We start from the raw sequence: 17,362 nt of genomic DNA, 5'->3' as shown, positions 1-17,362 counted from the left end.
TGTAACGTGTCGACCGGAAAGCGGAAGTCTCGAATTGTTTCGCCGATGTTTCAGTTCCGGGAGAGACAGAACATATGGGCATACAGGTGCTGCTCGTCGAGGACGACGAGACGATCGCGGAACCACTCGTCGAGGGCCTCGCGCACTTCGGGCTGACGGTCGACCACGTCGCCACGGGCACGGCGGGGCTGGCCGGTCCGTACGGCGATGTCGTCCTGCTCGACCTGGGGCTGCCGGACATGGACGGCATCGACGTCTGCCGGGGCATCCGCCGGGTCTCCGACGTGCCGATCCTCATTCTGAGCGCCCGCGGCGAGGAGGCCGACCGGGTGCTCGGGCTGGAGCTGGGTGCCGACGACTATCTGGCGAAACCGTTCAGCGTACGGGAGTTGGTGGCACGGGTGCGTGCGGTGACCCGGCGGACGCAGCGCGCCCACGAGCCGGTCACCGCTCCCGAGCCACCGCCCTCCTACGAGCCGATCGCCGCACCCGAGCCGCCGCCCTCCTACGAGCCGGTCACCGCTCCCGAGCCACCGCCCTCGTACGAGCCCGCGAGCGAAGCCCCGCACGACTCCGTGCCGGACCCGGGCCCGCTCGTCGTGGACCGCCGCACCCGTCAGGTCTGGGTGGGCGAGACCGCCGTGCCCCTCACGCCGAAGGAGTTCGACCTGCTGGCGCTGCTCAGCGAGGACCCGGGCGCGGTCTACTCCCGGCAGCAGATCCTGGACCGCGTATGGGATCCGCACTTCGACGGGCCGACCAGGACACTGGACGTCCATGTGGCGGCGCTGCGCAGGAAGCTGGGGCACCCGGCGTGGATCCGCACCCTGCGCGGCGTCGGCTTCCGGCTGGCGGTGCACACCCGGCCGGAGTCCGGGCGGGGTGCCTCCCCGTGACCCGCCGCCTGCTGCTGAGCTACCTCAGCCTGGCCGCGCTGGTCCTGGTCTGCCTGGAGATCCCGCTCGGCTTCGTCTACTCGCGTGCGGAGCGGGAGCGGGTGGTGAACGCGGCGCGCACCGAGGCCGAGTCGGTCGCCGCGTACACGGCGCTGTCCCTGGCCACCGGCCGGGCCGCGCGGGATCTGCCCACCCGGGTGGCGCACTGCGCGCGGCGCATCGGCGGGAAGGTGGTGATCGTCGACGCCTCGGGAGCCCCGCTCGCCGCCTCGCATCCGCTGACCGCCCGCGCCTCCCGCGCCCTCGCCTCCCGGCCCGGCATCCAGGCCGCGCTGCACGGCACGGCGTCGGTGGACGTGCGCACCTCGACCATCGGCGGGGTGGAGTACCTGTCGGTCGCGGCGCCGGTCGGCGAGGGCGGGCGGCCTCAGGGCGCGGTGTGGCTGACGGTGCCCACCCGGACGGTGCACGAGCGGGTCCACCAGGTGTGGCTGCTGCTCGCCGTGGGCGGGCTCGGCGTTCTCACGGCGGTCGCCGTCGCGGGCTTCGCCTTCGCCCGCTGGGCGGCCCGGCCCATCCGCCAACTGGAGCGCGCCACCCATGCGTTGGGTGACGGCGGCCGGTTCGCGCCGGTGCCGGTCACCAAGGGACCGCCCGAGGTGCGCGGCCTGGCCGCCGCGTTCAACCACACGGCCGCCCGTTTCGCCCATCTGCTCGCCTCCCAGCGGGCGTTCGCCGGCGAGGCGTCGCACCAGCTGAAGACCCCGCTCGCGGCGCTGCGGCTGCGGCTGGAGAACCTGGAGCCGCACGTCTCGGCCCGCGCCCGCGGCAGCCTCGACGCCGCGCTGACCGAGACCGACCGGCTGGCGCGGATGGTGGAGGGCCTGCTGGCGATGGCCCGCCTGGAGGAGCGCGCGGCCACCCCGGCGCCGGTGGACATCGGCGAGATCTGCGCCGAACGCCACCGCTCCTGGGCGCCGATGTTCGCGCGACGGGACGTGTCCCTGGTGCTGTTCGCGGGCAGCGTGGGGCCGGTGTTCGCGGTGCCGGGCGCGGTCGAGCAGATCCTGGACAACCTGCTGTCGAACGCGCTGCGCGCCTCGCCCGCCGACAGCACGGTCACCATCGAACTGCGGCTGCACACCCCGGCCCGGCGCGCCCTGCGCGACAGCCGTCCCTGCCGGGTCGACCTGCACGTCACCGACGAGGGTCCCGGCATGACCGCGGAGCAGCGGGCCCGCGCCTTCGACCGGTTCTGGCGGGCGCCCGGCGCCCCCAAGGGCGGTACGGGCCTGGGCCTGGCCCTGGTCCAGCGGCTCGCCCACGCCAGCGGCGGCGAGGCGAGTCTGCACGCGGCGGCGACGGGCGGCCTGGACGCGGTGATCAGCCTCCCGTCGGCGGCCCCGCCGCAGGACGCCGACGCGCCGGCCGCACCGCACGCCCGCCCGTGCGAACGCCCCGCCCTCCCGGCGTGACCCGCGCGGCGGGCACCTCCCGCAGCAGCCGGCCACCCGCCCCGCGGTCGCCCGACACCCTCCCGTACACCCCCATGCATGGCATGTTCATTCCACGCCCCTAGGTTCCTCCCCGCACGGCCCCGCCGCCGACCGGTGGCGGGACGGTCACGGCCCCTTGGAGCGACAGTGGAACGTCGTACCTTCCTTCGTGCGACCGCCGTCGGCGGCACCTCCGCGGTTCTCGGCGGCACCCTCTGGCGCGGCGCCGCGCACGCCGCACCCGCCCAGCCCGGCGCGGGCCCGTACGGCGCGCTCGGGTCGCCCGACGCCAACGGCATCAGACTGCCCGCCGGTTTCACCAGCCGGGTGATCGCCCGTTCCGGCCAGCGGGTCACGGGCACGTCGTACACCTGGCACAACGCCCCCGACGGCGGCGCCTGTTACGCGGACGGGTCGGGCTGGATCTACGTCTCCAACTCGGAGATCAACCCGTCGGGCGGCGCAGGCGCGGTGAAGTTCTCGGCGACCGGCGCCATCACGGGCGCGTACCGGATCCTGTCCGGCACCCGGCAGAACTGCGCGGGCGGGAAGACCCCGTGGAACACCTGGCTGTCCTGCGAGGAGGTGGACCGCGGCTACGTCTACGAGACCGACCCGTGGGGTGTGAAGGCGGCCGTCCGCCGTGACGCGATGGGCCGGTTCAAGCACGAGGCGGCAGCCGCGGACCCGGTGCGCAGGGTGGTGTACATGACCGAGGACGTGACGGACGGCTGCTTCTACCGTTTCCGGCCGACGACCTGGGGCGATCTGTCGTCCGGCACGCTGGAGGTGCTGGTGGCCGGCAGCGGCACCAGCGGCCCGGTGAGCTGGGCCAGGGTCCCGGACCCGTCCGGCGCGACCGCCACCCGCGGCCAGGTCTCGGGCGCCAAGCGCTTCAACGGCGGCGAGGGCTGCTACTACGCCGACGACACCTGCTGGTTCACGACCAAGGGCGACAACCGCGTCTGGCAGTACAACGCAGCCGCCCAGACCATCGAACTCGCCTACGACGACTCCCTGGTGACCGGCGGCACCGCTCCCCTGACGGGCGTCGACAACGTCACCGGCTCCTCCTCCGGCGACCTCTTCGTGGCCGAGGACGGCGGAAACATGGAGATCTGCGTCATCACCCCCGACGACGTGGTCGCCCCCTTCCTCCGCATCGACGGCCAGTCGGGCTCGGAGATCACCGGCCCGGCGTTCTCCCCGGACGGCAGCCGCCTGTACTTCTCCAGCCAGCGCGGGACGAGCGGAAGTTCGTCGGGCGGAATCACGTACGAGGTGCGGGGCCCGTTCAGGGCGTAGCGGAAGGCGCCCCGGGGTCGTAGCGGAGAGCTACCCTCCAGTCACGTCACGTTCACATCACAGCTCCTCCATATCTCCACCACACTCCAGGCCCCCCAGTAGCTTCGTCCACCTCGAAACCGAGCACACGCACCACCCACTGGGGGGCTTCGTCCATGAACCCGATCCGCACGTCCGCCGCCGCGGTCCTGACCGCTCTCGCCCTGGCCGCGGTGCCGGCCACCGCCGTGGCCCACGACGGCGACCACCCGTTCACGAACTGCACCGAGGCCTACGAGAACGGCTACGCGAACATTCCCAAGGGCGACGAGCACTACGGCAAGCACCTGGACCGCGACGGCGACGGTGTCGGCTGCGACAAGCCGCCGGCGGGCTTCGAACCCCGCGACGACGAGGGCGACTCGACCGGCGGCGACACGGACACGGGCGCGGGGAACGACACCGGAGCCGGGAACGACTCCGGCACGGACCTCGCCGAGACGGGCGGCAACGACACCACGCCCTACATCGCGGCGGCCGGCGCGGTCGTCGTCCTCGCGGGCGGCGGGGTGCTCCTGGCCACGCGCAGGCGCCGCGACACCCGCTGACACCGCCCGAGCGGGGAGCCCGCCCCGCGGGCTCCCCGGCTCACAGGGACAACAGCAGCGATTCGGTCTTCCCCCGCCGCCGCCGCACATGCCCGCGCCGGCCCGCCAGAACGGCCATCAGCGTCCACGCCACCACACCGGCGACGAGCCCGCTCAGCCGCCCCGCCGGATCCACCTCGTCCGCCTGCTCCATGGGCACCACGCCCTCCGGGTCCCGCACGACGTCGAGCCGCTCCCCCACCTCCGGCGCCCACGCGTCCCCGTTGTACGTGAGCCGCTCCTCCAACTCCTCGCCCCCGTCCGTGGTCCGCAGCGTGAACCGGTGATTGTCCCCGCCCGTCTCGGCCACACTGTCCGCGACGATCACCACGCTCTCCCGCACGCCCCGCGCCTCCAACGCCGCCTCCGGCGCGTACTGCACGGCCCCGACGAGGATGAACAGCGCGGGCACGAGCGACAGAAAGGCGATCCACCCGGCCCGGTGAAGAAGCGCCAGCAGCACCGCGAACGCCACGCACAGCACGGTCCCCACCATGATGGGCACCGCCACCCAGCGCAGCGCCAGGTAGGACACCCCGGCGGTGACGGCGGCGGCTCCCCAGCCGAACAGCACCACCCCCACGGTCCTGCGCACCGACTGCCAGGGATCGACGGCGTACCCGCCCATGGCACTCAACGGCCTGATACTGCTCCTGCGTATGCCGAACGGCACGTCTGCTCCTCGCTCTCACGGTGACAGCCGCCCGCGGCGGCTCGCGTGAGATCATCCGACCATGAGCAGCGACCTGGAAGTGAGCGCTCTGGCGATCAACGTCACCATCCCGGAGGCGCTCCGCTGGACGGACACCCGACGCGGAGAGACCTTCACCCTGACCACCCTCACCATCCGGCTGCTGCCCGACGGCCACCTCGCCGCCAAGGCGTACGGCCGGCCCGTCGGCGGCGGCCGGGGCACCTACGTGTCGTTCCCTGTCCCCGACGACCCCGAACTGGCCGACCTGATCGCCGACGCCGCCCGGCAGGCCGGCACCCTGTGGGCCGCCCATCGCGGCCTCGGCTGAACCCCGTCCGGCCGGGGGCGGCTTCAGGGCATGCCCGTCTCGTACCGAGGGCGGCCCGTGGTGCGGTAGGTCTGGATCGTCAGGCCCTTCGGGGTGGACCGCAGGTCGCTCAGGGCGAGCCCCAGGTCCGGGCCCGTGGCGGGGAAGAGGCGGGTGCCCTGGCCGACGACCACGGGGTAGGTGAGCAGCACGAGTTCGTCGATCAGGCGATGGGCGAGCAGCCAGCGGATCAGGGTGCCACTGCCCCAGACCTGCAGTTCACCGCCCGGCTGGGCCCTCAGGTCGCCGATCGCGTCCGCGAGGTCGCCCGACAGGACGGTCGTGCCCGCCCATCGCGGGTCGGTGAGCGTGGTCGAGGCGACGTACTTGGGCCGGTTGTTCAGCGCCTCTCCGACCGGGTTCCCCGGGTCCATGCCCGCTCCCCAGGAGCCGGCGAAGATCTCGTAGGTCCGCCGGCCGAACAGGAAGGCGTCGGCGCTCTGGAAGGTCCGGCTGATGAACGCCGAGGCCTCCTCGTCGAGCAGCGGCGGAGCCCAGCCGAAGCGCTCGAATCCGCCGCGCGCCTCCTCGTCCGCCGCACCGGCCGCCTCGATCCGTCGATGCCCCTGCGTCACGCCGTCGACGGAGATGTTCGTGACGGTCTTCAGTCTCATCGCCGCGGTTCCCTTCCCTCACGGTGTCGTCATGGGCGACAACTCCCCCCGAGGTCGTCATGGGTACGACCGGACCGCGGCGCCGATCTCATCGGCCGCCCGCATGGTGAAATCCCCGCCGCTGTGGCAGCGTGATTCTCGCCACCCTTGATAGGGGTTGCGCTCAGATGAGCGGATCTTGGGCGGCTGCACTTCTGAAAGGTATGGCACTCAGTGCCATCCGATGATCGTTCATCGAGCGAAATCAGACGTACCAAAGGCCGCTCATATGAGCATTGGGAGCGCTCATCGAGGGTGCTTGCGTTCAAGAAGTGAAAACATCCGGCCGTGACCGCTTGCCAATCCTTGACTTTCGATCCACTGGCGGACGAGTGGTTACAGGCACATGACGCGCAAGTGGACGTACCCAGAGGCCTTTGATCTGGGTACATTCCTCGCCGTCAGGGCAGCCACCGCGTCCTCGAGGAGTCGAGACCCGTGTCGGAAAACAAAGATGTCCATGGAGCTCAGTCGGGCACGAGCGTTGAGGGCGTGAAGTTCGTTTATGACTTCACCGAGGGCAACAAGGACCTCAAGGACCTCCTCGGCGGCAAGGGCGCGAACCTCGCCGAGATGACCAACCTCGGTCTCCCCGTGCCTCCCGGCTTCACCATCACCACGGAGGCCTGCAAGGTCTACCTGGAGAGCGGCGAGGAGCCGGCCGCGCTGCGCGACGAGGTGAGTGCGCACCTCGTGGCCCTCGAGGAGAAGATGGGCAAGAAGCTCGGCCAGGCCGACAACCCCCTCCTCGTGTCGGTCCGCTCCGGAGCCAAGTTCTCCATGCCGGGCATGATGGACACCGTCCTCAACATCGGCCTGTCCGACAAGTCCGTGCAGGGCCTCGCCAAGCAGGCCGGCGACGACCGGTTCGCGTGGGACTCCTACCGCCGCCTCATCCAGATGTTCGGCAAGACCGTCCTCGGCGTCGACGGCGAGCTCTTCGAGGAGGCGCTGGAGGCGGCGAAGGCGGCCAAGAAGGTCACGGTCGACACCGAGCTGGAGGCCGCCGACCTCAAGAAGCTCGTCACCAAGTTCAAGAAGATCGTCAAGACCGAGGCCGGCCGGGACTTCCCGCAGGACCCGCGCGAGCAGATGGACCTCGCCATCAAGGCGGTCTTCGACTCCTGGAACGGCGACCGCGCCAAGCTCTACCGCCGCCAGGAGCGCATCCCGCACGACCTGGGCACCGCCGTCAACGTCTGCTCCATGGTCTTCGGCAACCTGGGCCCGGACTCCGGCACCGGTGTCGCCTTCACCCGCGATCCCGCCAGCGGCCACCAGGGCGTCTACGGCGACTACCTCCAGAACGCGCAGGGCGAGGACGTGGTCGCGGGCATCCGCAACACCGTGCCGCTCGCGGAGCTGGAGCAGATCGACAAGAAGTCGTACGACCAGCTCATGCAGATCATGGAGACCCTGGAGAACCACTACAAGGATCTCTGCGACATCGAGTTCACCATCGAGCGCGGCCAGCTGTGGATGCTGCAGACCCGCGTCGGCAAGCGCACGGCGGGCGCGGCCTTCCGCATCGCCACGCAGCTGGTGGACCAGGGTCTGATCGACGAGGCCGAGGCGCTCACCCGCGTCAACGGCGCCCAGCTCGCCCAGCTGATGTTCCCGCGCTTCGACGAGAGCGCGAAGGTCGAGCAGGTCGGACGCGGTATCGCGGCCTCCCCGGGTGCGGCGGTCGGCAAGGCGGTCTTCGACTCGTACACCGCCGTGAAGTGGTCCCGCTCGGGCGAGAAGGTCATCCTGATCCGCCGCGAGACCAACCCCGACGACCTCGACGGCATGATCGCGGCCGAGGGCATCCTGACCTCGCGCGGCGGCAAGACCTCCCACGCGGCCGTCGTCGCCCGCGGCATGGGCAAGACCTGTGTGTGCGGCGCGGAGGAGCTCGAGGTCGACACCAAGCGCCGCCGGATGACGGTGCCCGGCGGGCACGTCGTCGAGGAGGGCGACGTCATCTCCATCGACGGCTCCAGCGGCAAGGTGTACCTGGGCGAGGTCCCGGTCGTGCCGTCGCCGGTCGTGGAGTACTTCGAGGGCCGGATGCACCCGGGCGCCGACGACGCCGACGAGCTGGTCGAGGCCGTGCACCGGATGATGGCCTTCGCCGACCGCAAGCGCCGGCTGCGCGTGCGCGCCAACGCGGACAACGCCGAGGACGCGCTGCGGGCCCGCCGCTTCGGCGCCCAGGGCATCGGCCTGTGCCGCACCGAGCACATGTTCCTCGGCGACCGGCGCGAGCTGGTCGAGCGGCTGATCCTGGCCGACACCGAGAGTGAGCGCGAGGAGTCCCTGAAGGCGCTGCTCCCGCTGCAGAAGAAGGACTTCGTCGAGCTGTTCGAGGCGATGGACGGCCTGCCGGTCACCATCCGCCTGCTCGACCCGCCGCTGCACGAGTTCCTGCCGGACATCACCGAGCTGTCGGTCCGCGTGGCGCTCGCGGAGTCCCGTCAGGAGCCGCACGAGAACGACCTGCGTCTGCTCCAGGCGGTCCACCGCCTGCACGAGCAGAACCCGATGCTGGGTCTGCGCGGTGTCCGCCTCGGTCTGGTCATCCCCGGCCTGTTCACCATGCAGGTGCGGGCCATCGCGGAGGCCGCGGCCGAGCGCAAGAACGCCAAGGGCGACCCGCGTGCGGAGATCATGATTCCGCTGGTCGGCACGGTCCAGGAGCTGGAGATCGTCCGCGAGGAGGCCGACAAGGTCATCGCCGAGGTCGAGGCCGCCGCGGGCGTCAGCCTGAAGCTCGCCATCGGCACGATGATCGAGCTGCCGCGCGCCGCGCTGACCGCCGGTCAGATCGCGGAGGCGGCGGAGTTCTTCTCCTTCGGCACGAACGACCTGACGCAGACGGTGTGGGGCTTCAGCCGGGACGACGTGGAGGCGAGCTTCTTCACGGCGTACCTGGAGAAGGGCATCTTCGGCGTCTCCCCGTTCGAGACGATCGACAAGGACGGCGTGGGCTCCCTGGTGAAGCTCGCCGCCAAGGCCGGCCGGGAGACCCGCCCCGACCTGAAGCTCGGCGTCTGCGGCGAGCACGGCGGCGACCCGGAGTCCGTCCACTTCTTCCACGAGGTGGGCCTGGACTACGTCTCCTGCTCCCCGTTCCGCATCCCGGTGGCCCGCCTGGAGGCCGGCCGCGCTGCGGTGACGTCGGCGGGCAGCGACCACCGCTAGCCCCGACGGGGCGTTGATCCCCGGAGTCGTCGTCTGTCACCCGACCACCCTCACCGATCGGCGACGACTCCGGACCACGAAGGAGAGGGCGGGCACCCGTGCGGGGGTGCCCGCCCTCTCCTCGTCGCACGTCGGGATGCCGGCCTTCCCCCGGGTGATGAGTTTTCGCGCCCGCACCCGTCACACGTACGACGGGACACGACGAGGCGGAAGGACGACCTGATGAGTGCGGACACACGGCCGGAGGATCTGGGCGGGGGCGGGGCGGGCGGAAGCGGCCTGGGCGGAAGCGGCCTGGGCGGAAGCGGCCTGGGCGGAAGCGGCCTGGGCGGAAGCGGCCTGGGGGAGATCGACGAGCCGGCGTTCTCGGAGCTGGCGGAGCGGCACCGGCGGGAGCTGCACGTGCACTGCTACCGGATGCTCGGCTCGTTCGAGGACGCCGAGGACACCGTGCAGGAGACGTTCCTGCGTGCCTGGCGGCGGCGGGAGACGTTCGAGGGGCGGTCGACGTTCCGGGCCTGGCTGTACGGGATCGCCACCAACGCCTGCCTGGACCTGCTCGCCAAGCGCCGCCCTGAGCCCGCGACCGGCGACGAGGTGCTGTGGCTCCAGCCCTACCCGGACCGGCTGCTCGACGAGCTGCCCGCGGGCCACGCGGACGAGCCGGAGGCCCTGGCCGTCGCGCGGGAGACGATCGAGCTGGCGTACCTGGTCGCGCTCCAGCACCTCGCGCCGCGCCCCCGGGCCGTGCTGATCCTGCGGGACGTGCTCGGCTGGCCGGCGAAGGACGTCGCACAGTTCCTCGGGGACTCCGTCAACTCCGTGAACAGCGCGCTGCAGCGGGCCCGCGCCGGCCTGCGGGAGCGCCTGCCCGCCGAGCGGCAGGACTGGACCGACGGCGAGGAGGACGCCGGGACCCGCGAGCTGGTGCGCCGCTACACCGAGGCCAGCGTGGCCACGGACATCCCGGCGCTCGCCGCGATGCTGCGCGACGACGTCCGGTGCTCGATGCCGCCCACGCCGGGCCTGTACGTCGGCCGCGAGGCCGTGGTGAACGACTGGGTCGAGAGCGGCTTCGAGGGCATGAAGGGCCTGCGTGCCGTCCCCGCCTCCGTGAACCGGCAGCCCGCCGTCGCCTTCTACCTCCGGCACGAGCGGGAGAACGCGTACCTGCCGCTGACGATCGACGTCCTGCGCATCACCGGCGGGGCCATCGCCGAGATCACCACCTTCCACAGCGACCGGTTCCCGTGCCTCGGGCTGCCGGAGCGCCTGCCGGCGGACGACACGCCGTAGCCGGCCGTTTGCGAGCTGTTTGCCGAGACCACACCCGGCAGGCTGAACGCACCGGTCAGCGCGCCCGTACGGACTTACGGCGGACCCGGGCCCCCACGCCGGGTCCGCCGTCCTCACCGAGTCACGGGTACGGAAGGACCTCCGGGGTGCCTGTCTACACACGCCTGCGCCGGACGCCGACGCAAGAGACCGAAGAGGCAGAGGGGACCGAAGGCACCCGGGACACCCCGGAGGAGACCGAGGAGACCGGGCGCGTGTCGCGCTCGGGCCTCCGCACCCGTCTCACACGGTTCCGCACGTGCCTCACACAGTTCCGCAGGCGTCTCGCCGGGCTCCCCTCCGCCCGCTGGTCCCGCTGGTTCCTCCATCTCCTCGCCGCGGTCCTCCTCCTCGGCGCCCTCCTCCTCCCGAACTCCCTCGCCGCCCTGCGCCCCAACCGGTTCACCCGGATCCCCGCCGAGGCGATCATCGGGGTCGTCCTGGTCCTCGCCCTGCCCCGCCGCCCGAGGACCGTCGTCGCCGCCCTCTACGGCGCGGGCCTCGGCGTGCTGACCGTGCTGAACCTGCTCGACATGGGGTTCAGGGAGTATCTGGGCCGGGGCTTCAACCTCGTCCTCGACTGGGGGCTCCTCGACGACGCCCAGGCCTACGTCGCCGACTCGATGGGCGGCACGGCGGCGACCGCCGCGGCCGTCGGTGCGGTCGTCCTCGTCGTCCTGCTGGTGGTCCTCATGGCCCTCGCCGCCGTCCGGCTGGGTCATCTGCTCGCCCGGCACCGCTCCCGGGCCACCCGCGGCGCGCTGCTCGCGTCGACTGTCTGGATCACCTGCGCCGCCCTCGGTCTGCAGGTCTCCGGTGTGCCCGTCGCCTCGGAGCGGGCGGCCGGCGCCCTGAAGGTGCAGACCCGGCGTGTGGTGGACACGCTGCGCGACGAAGCGGCGTTCGCGAAGGAGGCGCGTGCCGACACCTTCGGCGCCACGCCCCCCGCGCAACTCGTGCCGGACCTGCGCGGCAAGGACGTCCTGTTCACGTTCATCGAGAGCTACGGCCGCAGTGCCGTCGAGGACCCGGCCATCGCCCCCGGCGTCACCCGCACTCTGGACACCGCCACCGAGGCCCTCGCGAAGGCCGGATTCCGGGCCGGCAGCGGCTGGCTGACCTCGGCGACCTACGGCGGCAGCAGCTGGCTCGGGCACTCCACGACCCTGTCCGGCCTGTGGATCGACAACCAGCAGCGCTACCGCACCGTCACCTCCGGCGACCACCTCACCCTCACCAAGGCGTTCCAGAGGACCGGCGCCTGGGACACCCTCGGCGTCATGCCCGGTGTGCAGAAGGGCTGGCCGGAGGCCGAGTGGTACGGCCTCGACAAGGTCTACGACGCCTTCGAACTCGGCTACCGGGGCCCGAAGTTCAGCTGGTCGACCATGCCGGACCAGTACGCGCTGGAGGCCTTCCAGCGTCTGGAGCACGGCAGGAAGCGCGACAAGCCGCTCATGGCGGAGATCATCCTCACCAGCAGCCACCAGCCCTGGGCGCCGATCCCGAAGCTCGTCGACTGGGAGGACCTCGGCGACGGCTCCGTCTTCGACGCCGTCCAGCGCGCCGGCAGGAAGCCCGCCGACGTCATCGCCGACACCGCCGAGTCCCGGCAGGAGTACGGCAGGTCCATCAGCTACTCCGTCACCAGCCTCACCCAGTGGCTGGAGCGCTACGGCACCGACGACACCGTTCTCGTCTTCCTCGGCGACCACCAGCCCATCGCCCGGGTCAGCGGCGCGAACGCCAGCCGTGACGTCCCCGTGTCGATCGTCGCCAGGGACCCGAAGGTGCTGGAGAAGATCGGCGACTGGAACTGGACGGAAGGGCTCAGGCCCGCGAAGAACGCGCCCGTGTGGAGGATGAGCGACTTCCGCGACCGCTTCCTGACCGCCTACGGCTCCACCCCGCACCCGACCGAGGGCTGATCAGCCACCGGTCAGCCGCCGGAGGTGTCCAGTTCCGCGTCCTCGCCGACGCCCGCGCAGTCGTAGGGGTCCTTCAGCCAGCCGTCGGGCAGGACGACCCGGTTGTTGCCGGACGTACGACCGCGGGGGCCGTCGGCGCCGGCCGGCCAGGGCTGGTCGAGGTCCAGCTCGTTGAGCCCGGCCCGCAGTTCCTCCAGCGAGGACGTGACGGCGAGCCGCTTGCGCATCTCGGAGCCGACCGCGAAGCCCTTGAGGTACCAGGCGACATGCTTGCGGAAGTCGATCACGCCGCGGGACTCGTCGCCGATCCACTCGCCGAGCAGGGTGGCGTGCCGGACCATGACGTCGGCGACCTCGCGCAGGGTGGGCCGCGCGATGGCGTCCGTGCGCCCCTCGAAGGCGGCCACCAGATCCGCGAACAGCCACGGCCGCCCCAGGCAGCCCCGGCCCACGACCACGCCGTCGCAGCCGGTCTCGCGCACCATCCGCAGCGCGTCCTCGGCCGACCAGATGTCGCCGTTGCCGAGCACCGGGATCTCCGGCACGTGCTCCTTCAGCCGGGCGATGGCGTCCCAGTCGGCGGTGCCGCCGTAGTGCTGGGCGGCGGTGCGGCCGTGCAGCGCGATGGCGGTGACACCCTCCTCGACGGCGATGCGTCCGGCGTCGAGGTAGGTGATGTGGTCGTCGTCGATGCCCTTGCGCATCTTCATCGTCACCGGCAGGTCCCCGGCTCCGCTGACCGCCTCGCGCAGGATGGCGCGCAGCAGGTTCCGCTTGTACGGGAGGGCCGAGCCGCCGCCCTTGCGGGTCACCTTGGGCACGGGGCAGCCGAAGTTGAGGTCGATGTGGTCGGCGAGGCCCTCCTCCGCGATCATGCGGACGGCCTTGCCGACGGTCGCCGGGTCGACGCCGTACAGCTGGATGGAGCGCGGCTTCTCGCTCGCGTCGAACTGGATCAGCTGCATGGTCTTGTCGTTGCGCTCGACCAGCGCCCGGGTGGTGATCATCTCGCTGACGAACAGCCCCTTGCCGCCGCTGAACTCCCTGCACAGGGTGCGGAAGGGCGCGTTGGTGATCCCGGCCATGGGGGCCAGGACGACGGGCGGCTGGACGGTGTGCGGACCGATCTGCAGGGGCGTGGACATTCCTCCATTGTGCCGTGTCAGCGACCGGGCTCCGTGCCGTGCAATGACTCGGTAAAATTCATTAGTTAGCCGCACTATCGATATCGTCGTACAGTGGACGCCATGCCCGAGCTCAGCCCCCGCCGACGCCTGCTGGTGCTCGCGATCTGCTGCATGAGCCTGCTGATCGTGACCCTGGACAACACCGTCCTGAACGTCGCCCTCCCCGCCATGCAGCGCGACCTGCACGCGAGCACCTCGGGACTGCAGTGGGCCATCGACGCCTACACCCTCGTCCTCGCGGCCCTGCTGATGCTCGCGGGCTCCACCGCCGACCGGATCGGCCGCAAGCGGGTCTTCATGGCGGGCCTGGTGGTCTTCACCCTCGGCTCCCTGCTGTGCTCCCTCGCCCCGAACCTCGAAGCGCTGGTCGCCTTCCGGATGGTGCAGGCGGTGGGCGGCTCGATGCTGAACCCGGTCGCGATGTCGATCATCACCAACACCTTCACCGACCCGCGCGAACGCGCCCGCGCGATCGGCGTGTGGGGCGCGGTCGTCGGCATCTCCATGGCAGCCGGTCCGCTGGTCGGCGGGCTGCTCGTGGACTCGGTCGGCTGGCGCTCGATCTTCTGGGTCAACCTGCCGGTGGGCCTCGCCGCCCTCCTGCTCACCCTGCGCTTCGTGCCCGAGTCCCGCGCGGGCACGGCCCGCCGCCCCGATCCGGTCGGCCAGCTCCTGGTCATCGTGCTGTTCGGCTCCCTGACCTACGCGATCATCGAGGCCCCGCACGCGAGCCTCCCCGCGATCGCCCCCTTCGCCGTCCTCGCCCTCGCCGCGCTGACCGCCCTCCTCTTCCACGCACCCCGCCGCCGCGAACCCCTCATCGACCTGCGCTTCTTCCGATCGGCACCGTTCAGCGGGGCCACGGTGATCGCGGTGAGCGCCTTCGCCGCGCTCGGCGGGTTCCTCTTCCTGTCCACCCTGTATCTGCAGAACGTCCGCGGTCTGACCGCCCTGGACGCCGGCCTGTGGATGCTGCCCATGGCCGTCCCGACATTCCTGTGCGCGCCGCTCGCCGGCCGCCTGGTCGGCAGCCGGGGCCCGCGGCTGCCGCTGCTGATAGCGGGCGGCGCGATGACGGCGAGCGGTCTGCTCTTCGCCCTCTTCGAGGCCGAGACGTCGAACGTCACCCTCTTCCTCGGGTACGTCCTGTTCGGCGTCGGCTTCGGCTTCGTCAACGCCCCCATCACCAACACCGCCGTCTCCGGCATGCCCCGCGCCCAGGCGGGCGTGGCCTCGGCCGTGGCCTCCACCAGCCGCCAGCTGGGCCAGACCCTCGGCGTCGCGGTGATCGGCGCGGTGCTGGCGGCCGGGGTGGGCTCGTCGCCGTACGCGGACGCCTTCGTCCCGGCCGCCCGGCCCGCCTGGTGGATCCTCGCCGCCTGCGGTCTGGCGGTCCTGGTGCTGGGCGCGCTGACCTCGGGCCGCTGGGCCCGCCGCACGGCGGAACGCACGGCCGAGCGCCTGGAGTCGAAGGAGATCCGCGAGGCGGCGAGCCTCGGCTCCTAGAGCAAGGCCGTTGCTCCAGCCGTCCTGTTGTTCCGGGACCCGGTGTTCCAGGGCCTGTTGTACGAACGTTGAATTCCCGGCCGTGCGCCCCCTGTTGATGTTGCTCTTGCTGCACACTCCTTGTCGTCCCGGAACCGGGGCAGAAGGACGGCGACACCCGCACACGGACGGCCGGAGGCGTGATGCCGCAGATCGACACGAGCAAGGTCAGCCGCTGGGACCAGCACGGCCGCGAGCACGTGGTGCGTGTCCAGCGCACCGGCGTGCAGCGCACGATCAGATGCGATACGTGCGGCTGGCGCCGAGGGGCGCAGTTCCTGCCCTGGCTGAAGGCGGAGGAACACCTGGCCGAAGCCCACCAGGCGACAGTGGACCCGACGGCGGCATGAACCGTCCGAACGGCCGCACCTGCGCGCTCAGGCGCGCAGCCCTCGCAGCACCAGCTCCACGACCGCCGCGAAGTCGGCGTCCGCGCCGGGCTTCTTCCACTCGGGCGCGTAGACGGGGTCGTGGAACCGGCCCGTGGTGTGGAAGACGGCCCGGGCGGTGGCCGCCGCGTCCGTGCTGCTGAAGACGCCCGCTTCGACGCCCGCCGCCACGATGCGGGCCAACTGGCCCGTCAGATCGTCGACATGCTCGGCGACCGCCGCGCCCTGCTCACCGGCCAGGACCAGGTAAGTGGCGAACAGCTCCGGATCGTCGACCGCCTTGCGGCGCTTGGCCGCGAAGAGCTCGGCGAGCCAGTCCCGGAGCCGGGACTCCGCGTCCCGTGTGTCGTCGGCCGCGATCCCGGCCAGCGCGTCGGAGGTGCGGTCCAGCCAGCGCTTGGTCACCGCCTCCCGCAGCGCGGCCTTCGTACGGAAGTGGCGGTAGACGCTGCCGTGGCTCACCCCGAGCGCGCGGGCCACGTCCACCACGGTGGCCTTCGCCGGGCCGTGGCGGCGCAGCACCTCCTCGGTCGCCTCGAGGATGCGCTCGGCGGTCAGGGTCTCGGTCGGTGCCATGCCTCGACCGTACCCGGAGCGGGGATCACTCCCTGGTGCCGAGGTGTGCCATCTGCGGTGCCGGGTAGCGGTCACCGGCCGCGGAGCCCGCCGGCACGGCCTGCTCGATCGCCGCGAGGTCGTCCTGCTCCAGCGTGACGTCCAGCGCGCCGAGGGACTCCGCGAGCCGCTCGCGGGTACGGGCGCCGACCAGCGGCACGATGTCCTCGCCGCGGGAGAGCACCCAGGCGATGGCGATCTGGGCGACCGAGACGCCCTTGCTCTCGGCGACCTTGCGCAGCGCCTCGACGAGGGCGAGGTTGTGCCGGAGATTGTCGCCCTGGAAGCGGGGCGAGTGGGCGCGGAAGTCGTTCGCGGCGAGCTTGCGGTCCCCGGTGAAGTGGCCGGAGATCAGCCCGCGGGAGAGCACTCCGTACGCGGTGATGCCGATGCCCAGTTCACGGGTGGCCGGCAGGATCTCGTCCTCGATGGCGCGCGAGATCAGCGAGTACTCGATCTGCAGATCGGTGATGGGCGCGGTCGCGGCGGCGCGGCGGATCGTGTCGGCACCGACCTCGCTCAGGCCGATGTGCCGGACGTATCCCTGCTCGACGAGCTCCGCGATGGCGCCGACGGTGTCCTCGATCGGCACGTCCGGGTCGGCGCGGGCGATGCGGTAGACGTCGATGTGGTCGACGCCGAGGCGCTGGAGCGAGTACGCGGCGAAGTTCTTCACGGCGGCGGGGCGGCCGTCGTAGCCGGCCCAGGAGCCGTCCGGGCCGCGCAGCGCACCGAACTTGACGCTCAGCAGGGCCTGTTCGCGCCGGGCGGCGGGAGCGGCGCGCAGCGCCTCGCCGATCAGCATCTCGTTGTGGCCCATGGCGTAGAAGTCGCCGGTGTCGAGCAGGGTGACACCCGCTTCCAGGGCGGCGTGGATGGTGGCGATCGATTCGGCCCGGTCCGCGTCGCCGTAGAGCGCGGACATGCCCATGCAGCCGAGGCCGAGGGCGGAGACGCGGGGGCCGGTGCTTCCGAGGGGTCGGGTGTTCATCGTCATGCCTCAAGATTGGCATGACAGCTGACAGATTTCAATATCTGTCATTCATTAATCCGTCAGCGCCGCGACGACGGGGGGCGCGGCCCAGACCTCTTGACGAAAGGTCTGGACCAGAGGACTGTCATGCCTACGACATAAAGGAG

15 protein-coding genes are annotated in these 17,362 nt (G+C 71.6%); 10 read left to right on the top strand and 5 right to left on the bottom strand.

Annotated elements, in window-relative coordinates:
- Positions 1 to 74 precede the first annotated feature (74 nt).
- The 4 genes from AB0412_RS00915 to AB0412_RS00900 all read left to right on the top strand — a co-directional run bounded on the left by AB0412_RS00915 (position 75) and on the right by AB0412_RS00900 (position 4,284).
- Positions 75 to 896, top strand: coding sequence for a winged helix-turn-helix domain-containing protein (locus AB0412_RS00915; protein ID WP_366400291.1), 822 nt, complete (start codon positions 75 to 77; stop codon positions 894 to 896).
- The gene (locus AB0412_RS00910; RefSeq protein WP_366400290.1) at positions 893 to 2,371 is read left to right on the top strand and encodes an ATP-binding protein; all 1,479 of its coding nucleotides are present in this window, start codon (positions 893 to 895) and stop codon (positions 2,369 to 2,371) included. Before AB0412_RS00915 ends, AB0412_RS00910 begins: the two co-directional genes overlap by 4 nt.
- Positions 2,372 to 2,539: 168 nt before the next feature.
- Positions 2,540 to 3,697 (top strand): alkaline phosphatase PhoX, encoded by a 1,158-nt coding sequence (locus AB0412_RS00905; protein WP_366400289.1) that lies wholly within the window; start codon positions 2,540 to 2,542, stop codon positions 3,695 to 3,697.
- 155 nt (positions 3,698 to 3,852) lie between these two features.
- The gene (locus AB0412_RS00900; protein ID WP_366400288.1) at positions 3,853 to 4,284 is read left to right on the top strand and encodes an LAETG motif-containing sortase-dependent surface protein; all 432 of its coding nucleotides are present in this window, start codon (positions 3,853 to 3,855) and stop codon (positions 4,282 to 4,284) included.
- Positions 4,285 to 4,324: 40 nt separating this feature from the next.
- On the opposite strand, the gene AB0412_RS00895 is transcribed toward AB0412_RS00900, so the two are convergent.
- Positions 4,325 to 4,951 carry a hypothetical protein gene (locus AB0412_RS00895; RefSeq protein WP_366400794.1) on the bottom strand — a complete coding sequence of 209 codons (627 nt, stop codon included), beginning with the start codon at positions 4,949 to 4,951 and terminating at the stop codon, positions 4,325 to 4,327.
- 106 nt (positions 4,952 to 5,057) lie between these two features.
- Here AB0412_RS00895 and AB0412_RS00890 point away from each other — a divergent pair, with 106 nt between their 5' ends.
- Complete coding sequence (locus AB0412_RS00890) at positions 5,058 to 5,345, top strand: hypothetical protein (protein WP_366400287.1); 288 nt, start codon at positions 5,058 to 5,060, stop codon at positions 5,343 to 5,345.
- A 23-nt stretch (positions 5,346 to 5,368) separates the two neighbouring features.
- Here the strand turns inward: AB0412_RS00890 and AB0412_RS00885 are convergent, their stop codons facing one another.
- The gene (locus AB0412_RS00885) at positions 5,369 to 5,998 is read right to left on the bottom strand and encodes a dihydrofolate reductase family protein (protein WP_366400286.1); all 630 of its coding nucleotides are present in this window, start codon (positions 5,996 to 5,998) and stop codon (positions 5,369 to 5,371) included.
- Between the two features lie 531 nt (positions 5,999 to 6,529).
- Between AB0412_RS00885 and ppdK the strand changes: the two genes are divergently transcribed.
- The 3 genes from ppdK to AB0412_RS00870 all read left to right on the top strand — a co-directional run bounded on the left by ppdK (position 6,530) and on the right by AB0412_RS00870 (position 12,486).
- Entirely contained in the window at positions 6,530 to 9,223 is a 2,694-nt protein-coding gene (ppdK, locus tag AB0412_RS00880) for a pyruvate, phosphate dikinase (RefSeq protein ID WP_366400285.1), read from the top strand.
- A 222-nt stretch (positions 9,224 to 9,445) separates the two neighbouring features.
- Positions 9,446 to 10,519, top strand: a complete 1,074-nt coding sequence (locus AB0412_RS00875; RefSeq protein WP_366400284.1) for an RNA polymerase subunit sigma-70 — start codon at positions 9,446 to 9,448, stop codon at positions 10,517 to 10,519.
- A 146-nt stretch (positions 10,520 to 10,665) separates the two neighbouring features.
- Positions 10,666 to 12,486 (top strand): CDP-alcohol phosphatidyltransferase, encoded by a 1,821-nt coding sequence (locus AB0412_RS00870; protein WP_366400283.1) that lies wholly within the window; start codon positions 10,666 to 10,668, stop codon positions 12,484 to 12,486.
- A gap of 11 nt (positions 12,487 to 12,497) precedes the next feature.
- Here the strand turns inward: AB0412_RS00870 and dusB are convergent, their stop codons facing one another.
- The gene (gene dusB / locus AB0412_RS00865) at positions 12,498 to 13,631 is read right to left on the bottom strand and encodes a tRNA dihydrouridine synthase DusB (RefSeq protein ID WP_366400282.1); all 1,134 of its coding nucleotides are present in this window, start codon (positions 13,629 to 13,631) and stop codon (positions 12,498 to 12,500) included.
- 102 nt (positions 13,632 to 13,733) lie between these two features.
- Between dusB and AB0412_RS00860 the strand changes: the two genes are divergently transcribed.
- A complete protein-coding gene (locus AB0412_RS00860) occupies positions 13,734 to 15,179 on the top strand; it encodes an MFS transporter (protein ID WP_366400281.1) in 1,446 nt (481 codons plus the stop codon).
- 182 nt (positions 15,180 to 15,361) lie between these two features.
- Complete coding sequence (locus AB0412_RS00855) at positions 15,362 to 15,568, top strand: hypothetical protein (protein ID WP_366400280.1); 207 nt, start codon at positions 15,362 to 15,364, stop codon at positions 15,566 to 15,568.
- 27 nt (positions 15,569 to 15,595) lie between these two features.
- On the opposite strand, the gene AB0412_RS00850 is transcribed toward AB0412_RS00855, so the two are convergent.
- Both AB0412_RS00850 and AB0412_RS00845 read right to left on the bottom strand, forming a co-directional pair.
- Complete coding sequence (locus tag AB0412_RS00850; protein ID WP_366400279.1) at positions 15,596 to 16,183, bottom strand: TetR family transcriptional regulator; 588 nt, start codon at positions 16,181 to 16,183, stop codon at positions 15,596 to 15,598.
- Positions 16,184 to 16,208: 25 nt separating this feature from the next.
- Complete coding sequence (locus AB0412_RS00845; RefSeq protein WP_366400278.1) at positions 16,209 to 17,219, bottom strand: aldo/keto reductase; 1,011 nt, start codon at positions 17,217 to 17,219, stop codon at positions 16,209 to 16,211.
- Positions 17,220 to 17,362 lie beyond the last annotated feature (143 nt).

Origin of the sequence: Streptomyces sp. NPDC052012, from assembly GCF_040689265.1 — a bacterium.
Lineage (GTDB): Bacteria > Actinomycetota > Actinomycetes > Streptomycetales > Streptomycetaceae > Streptomyces.
The sequence above is the reverse complement of the archived record's forward strand: the minus strand, read 5'-3'. Positions and strand labels throughout refer to the sequence as shown.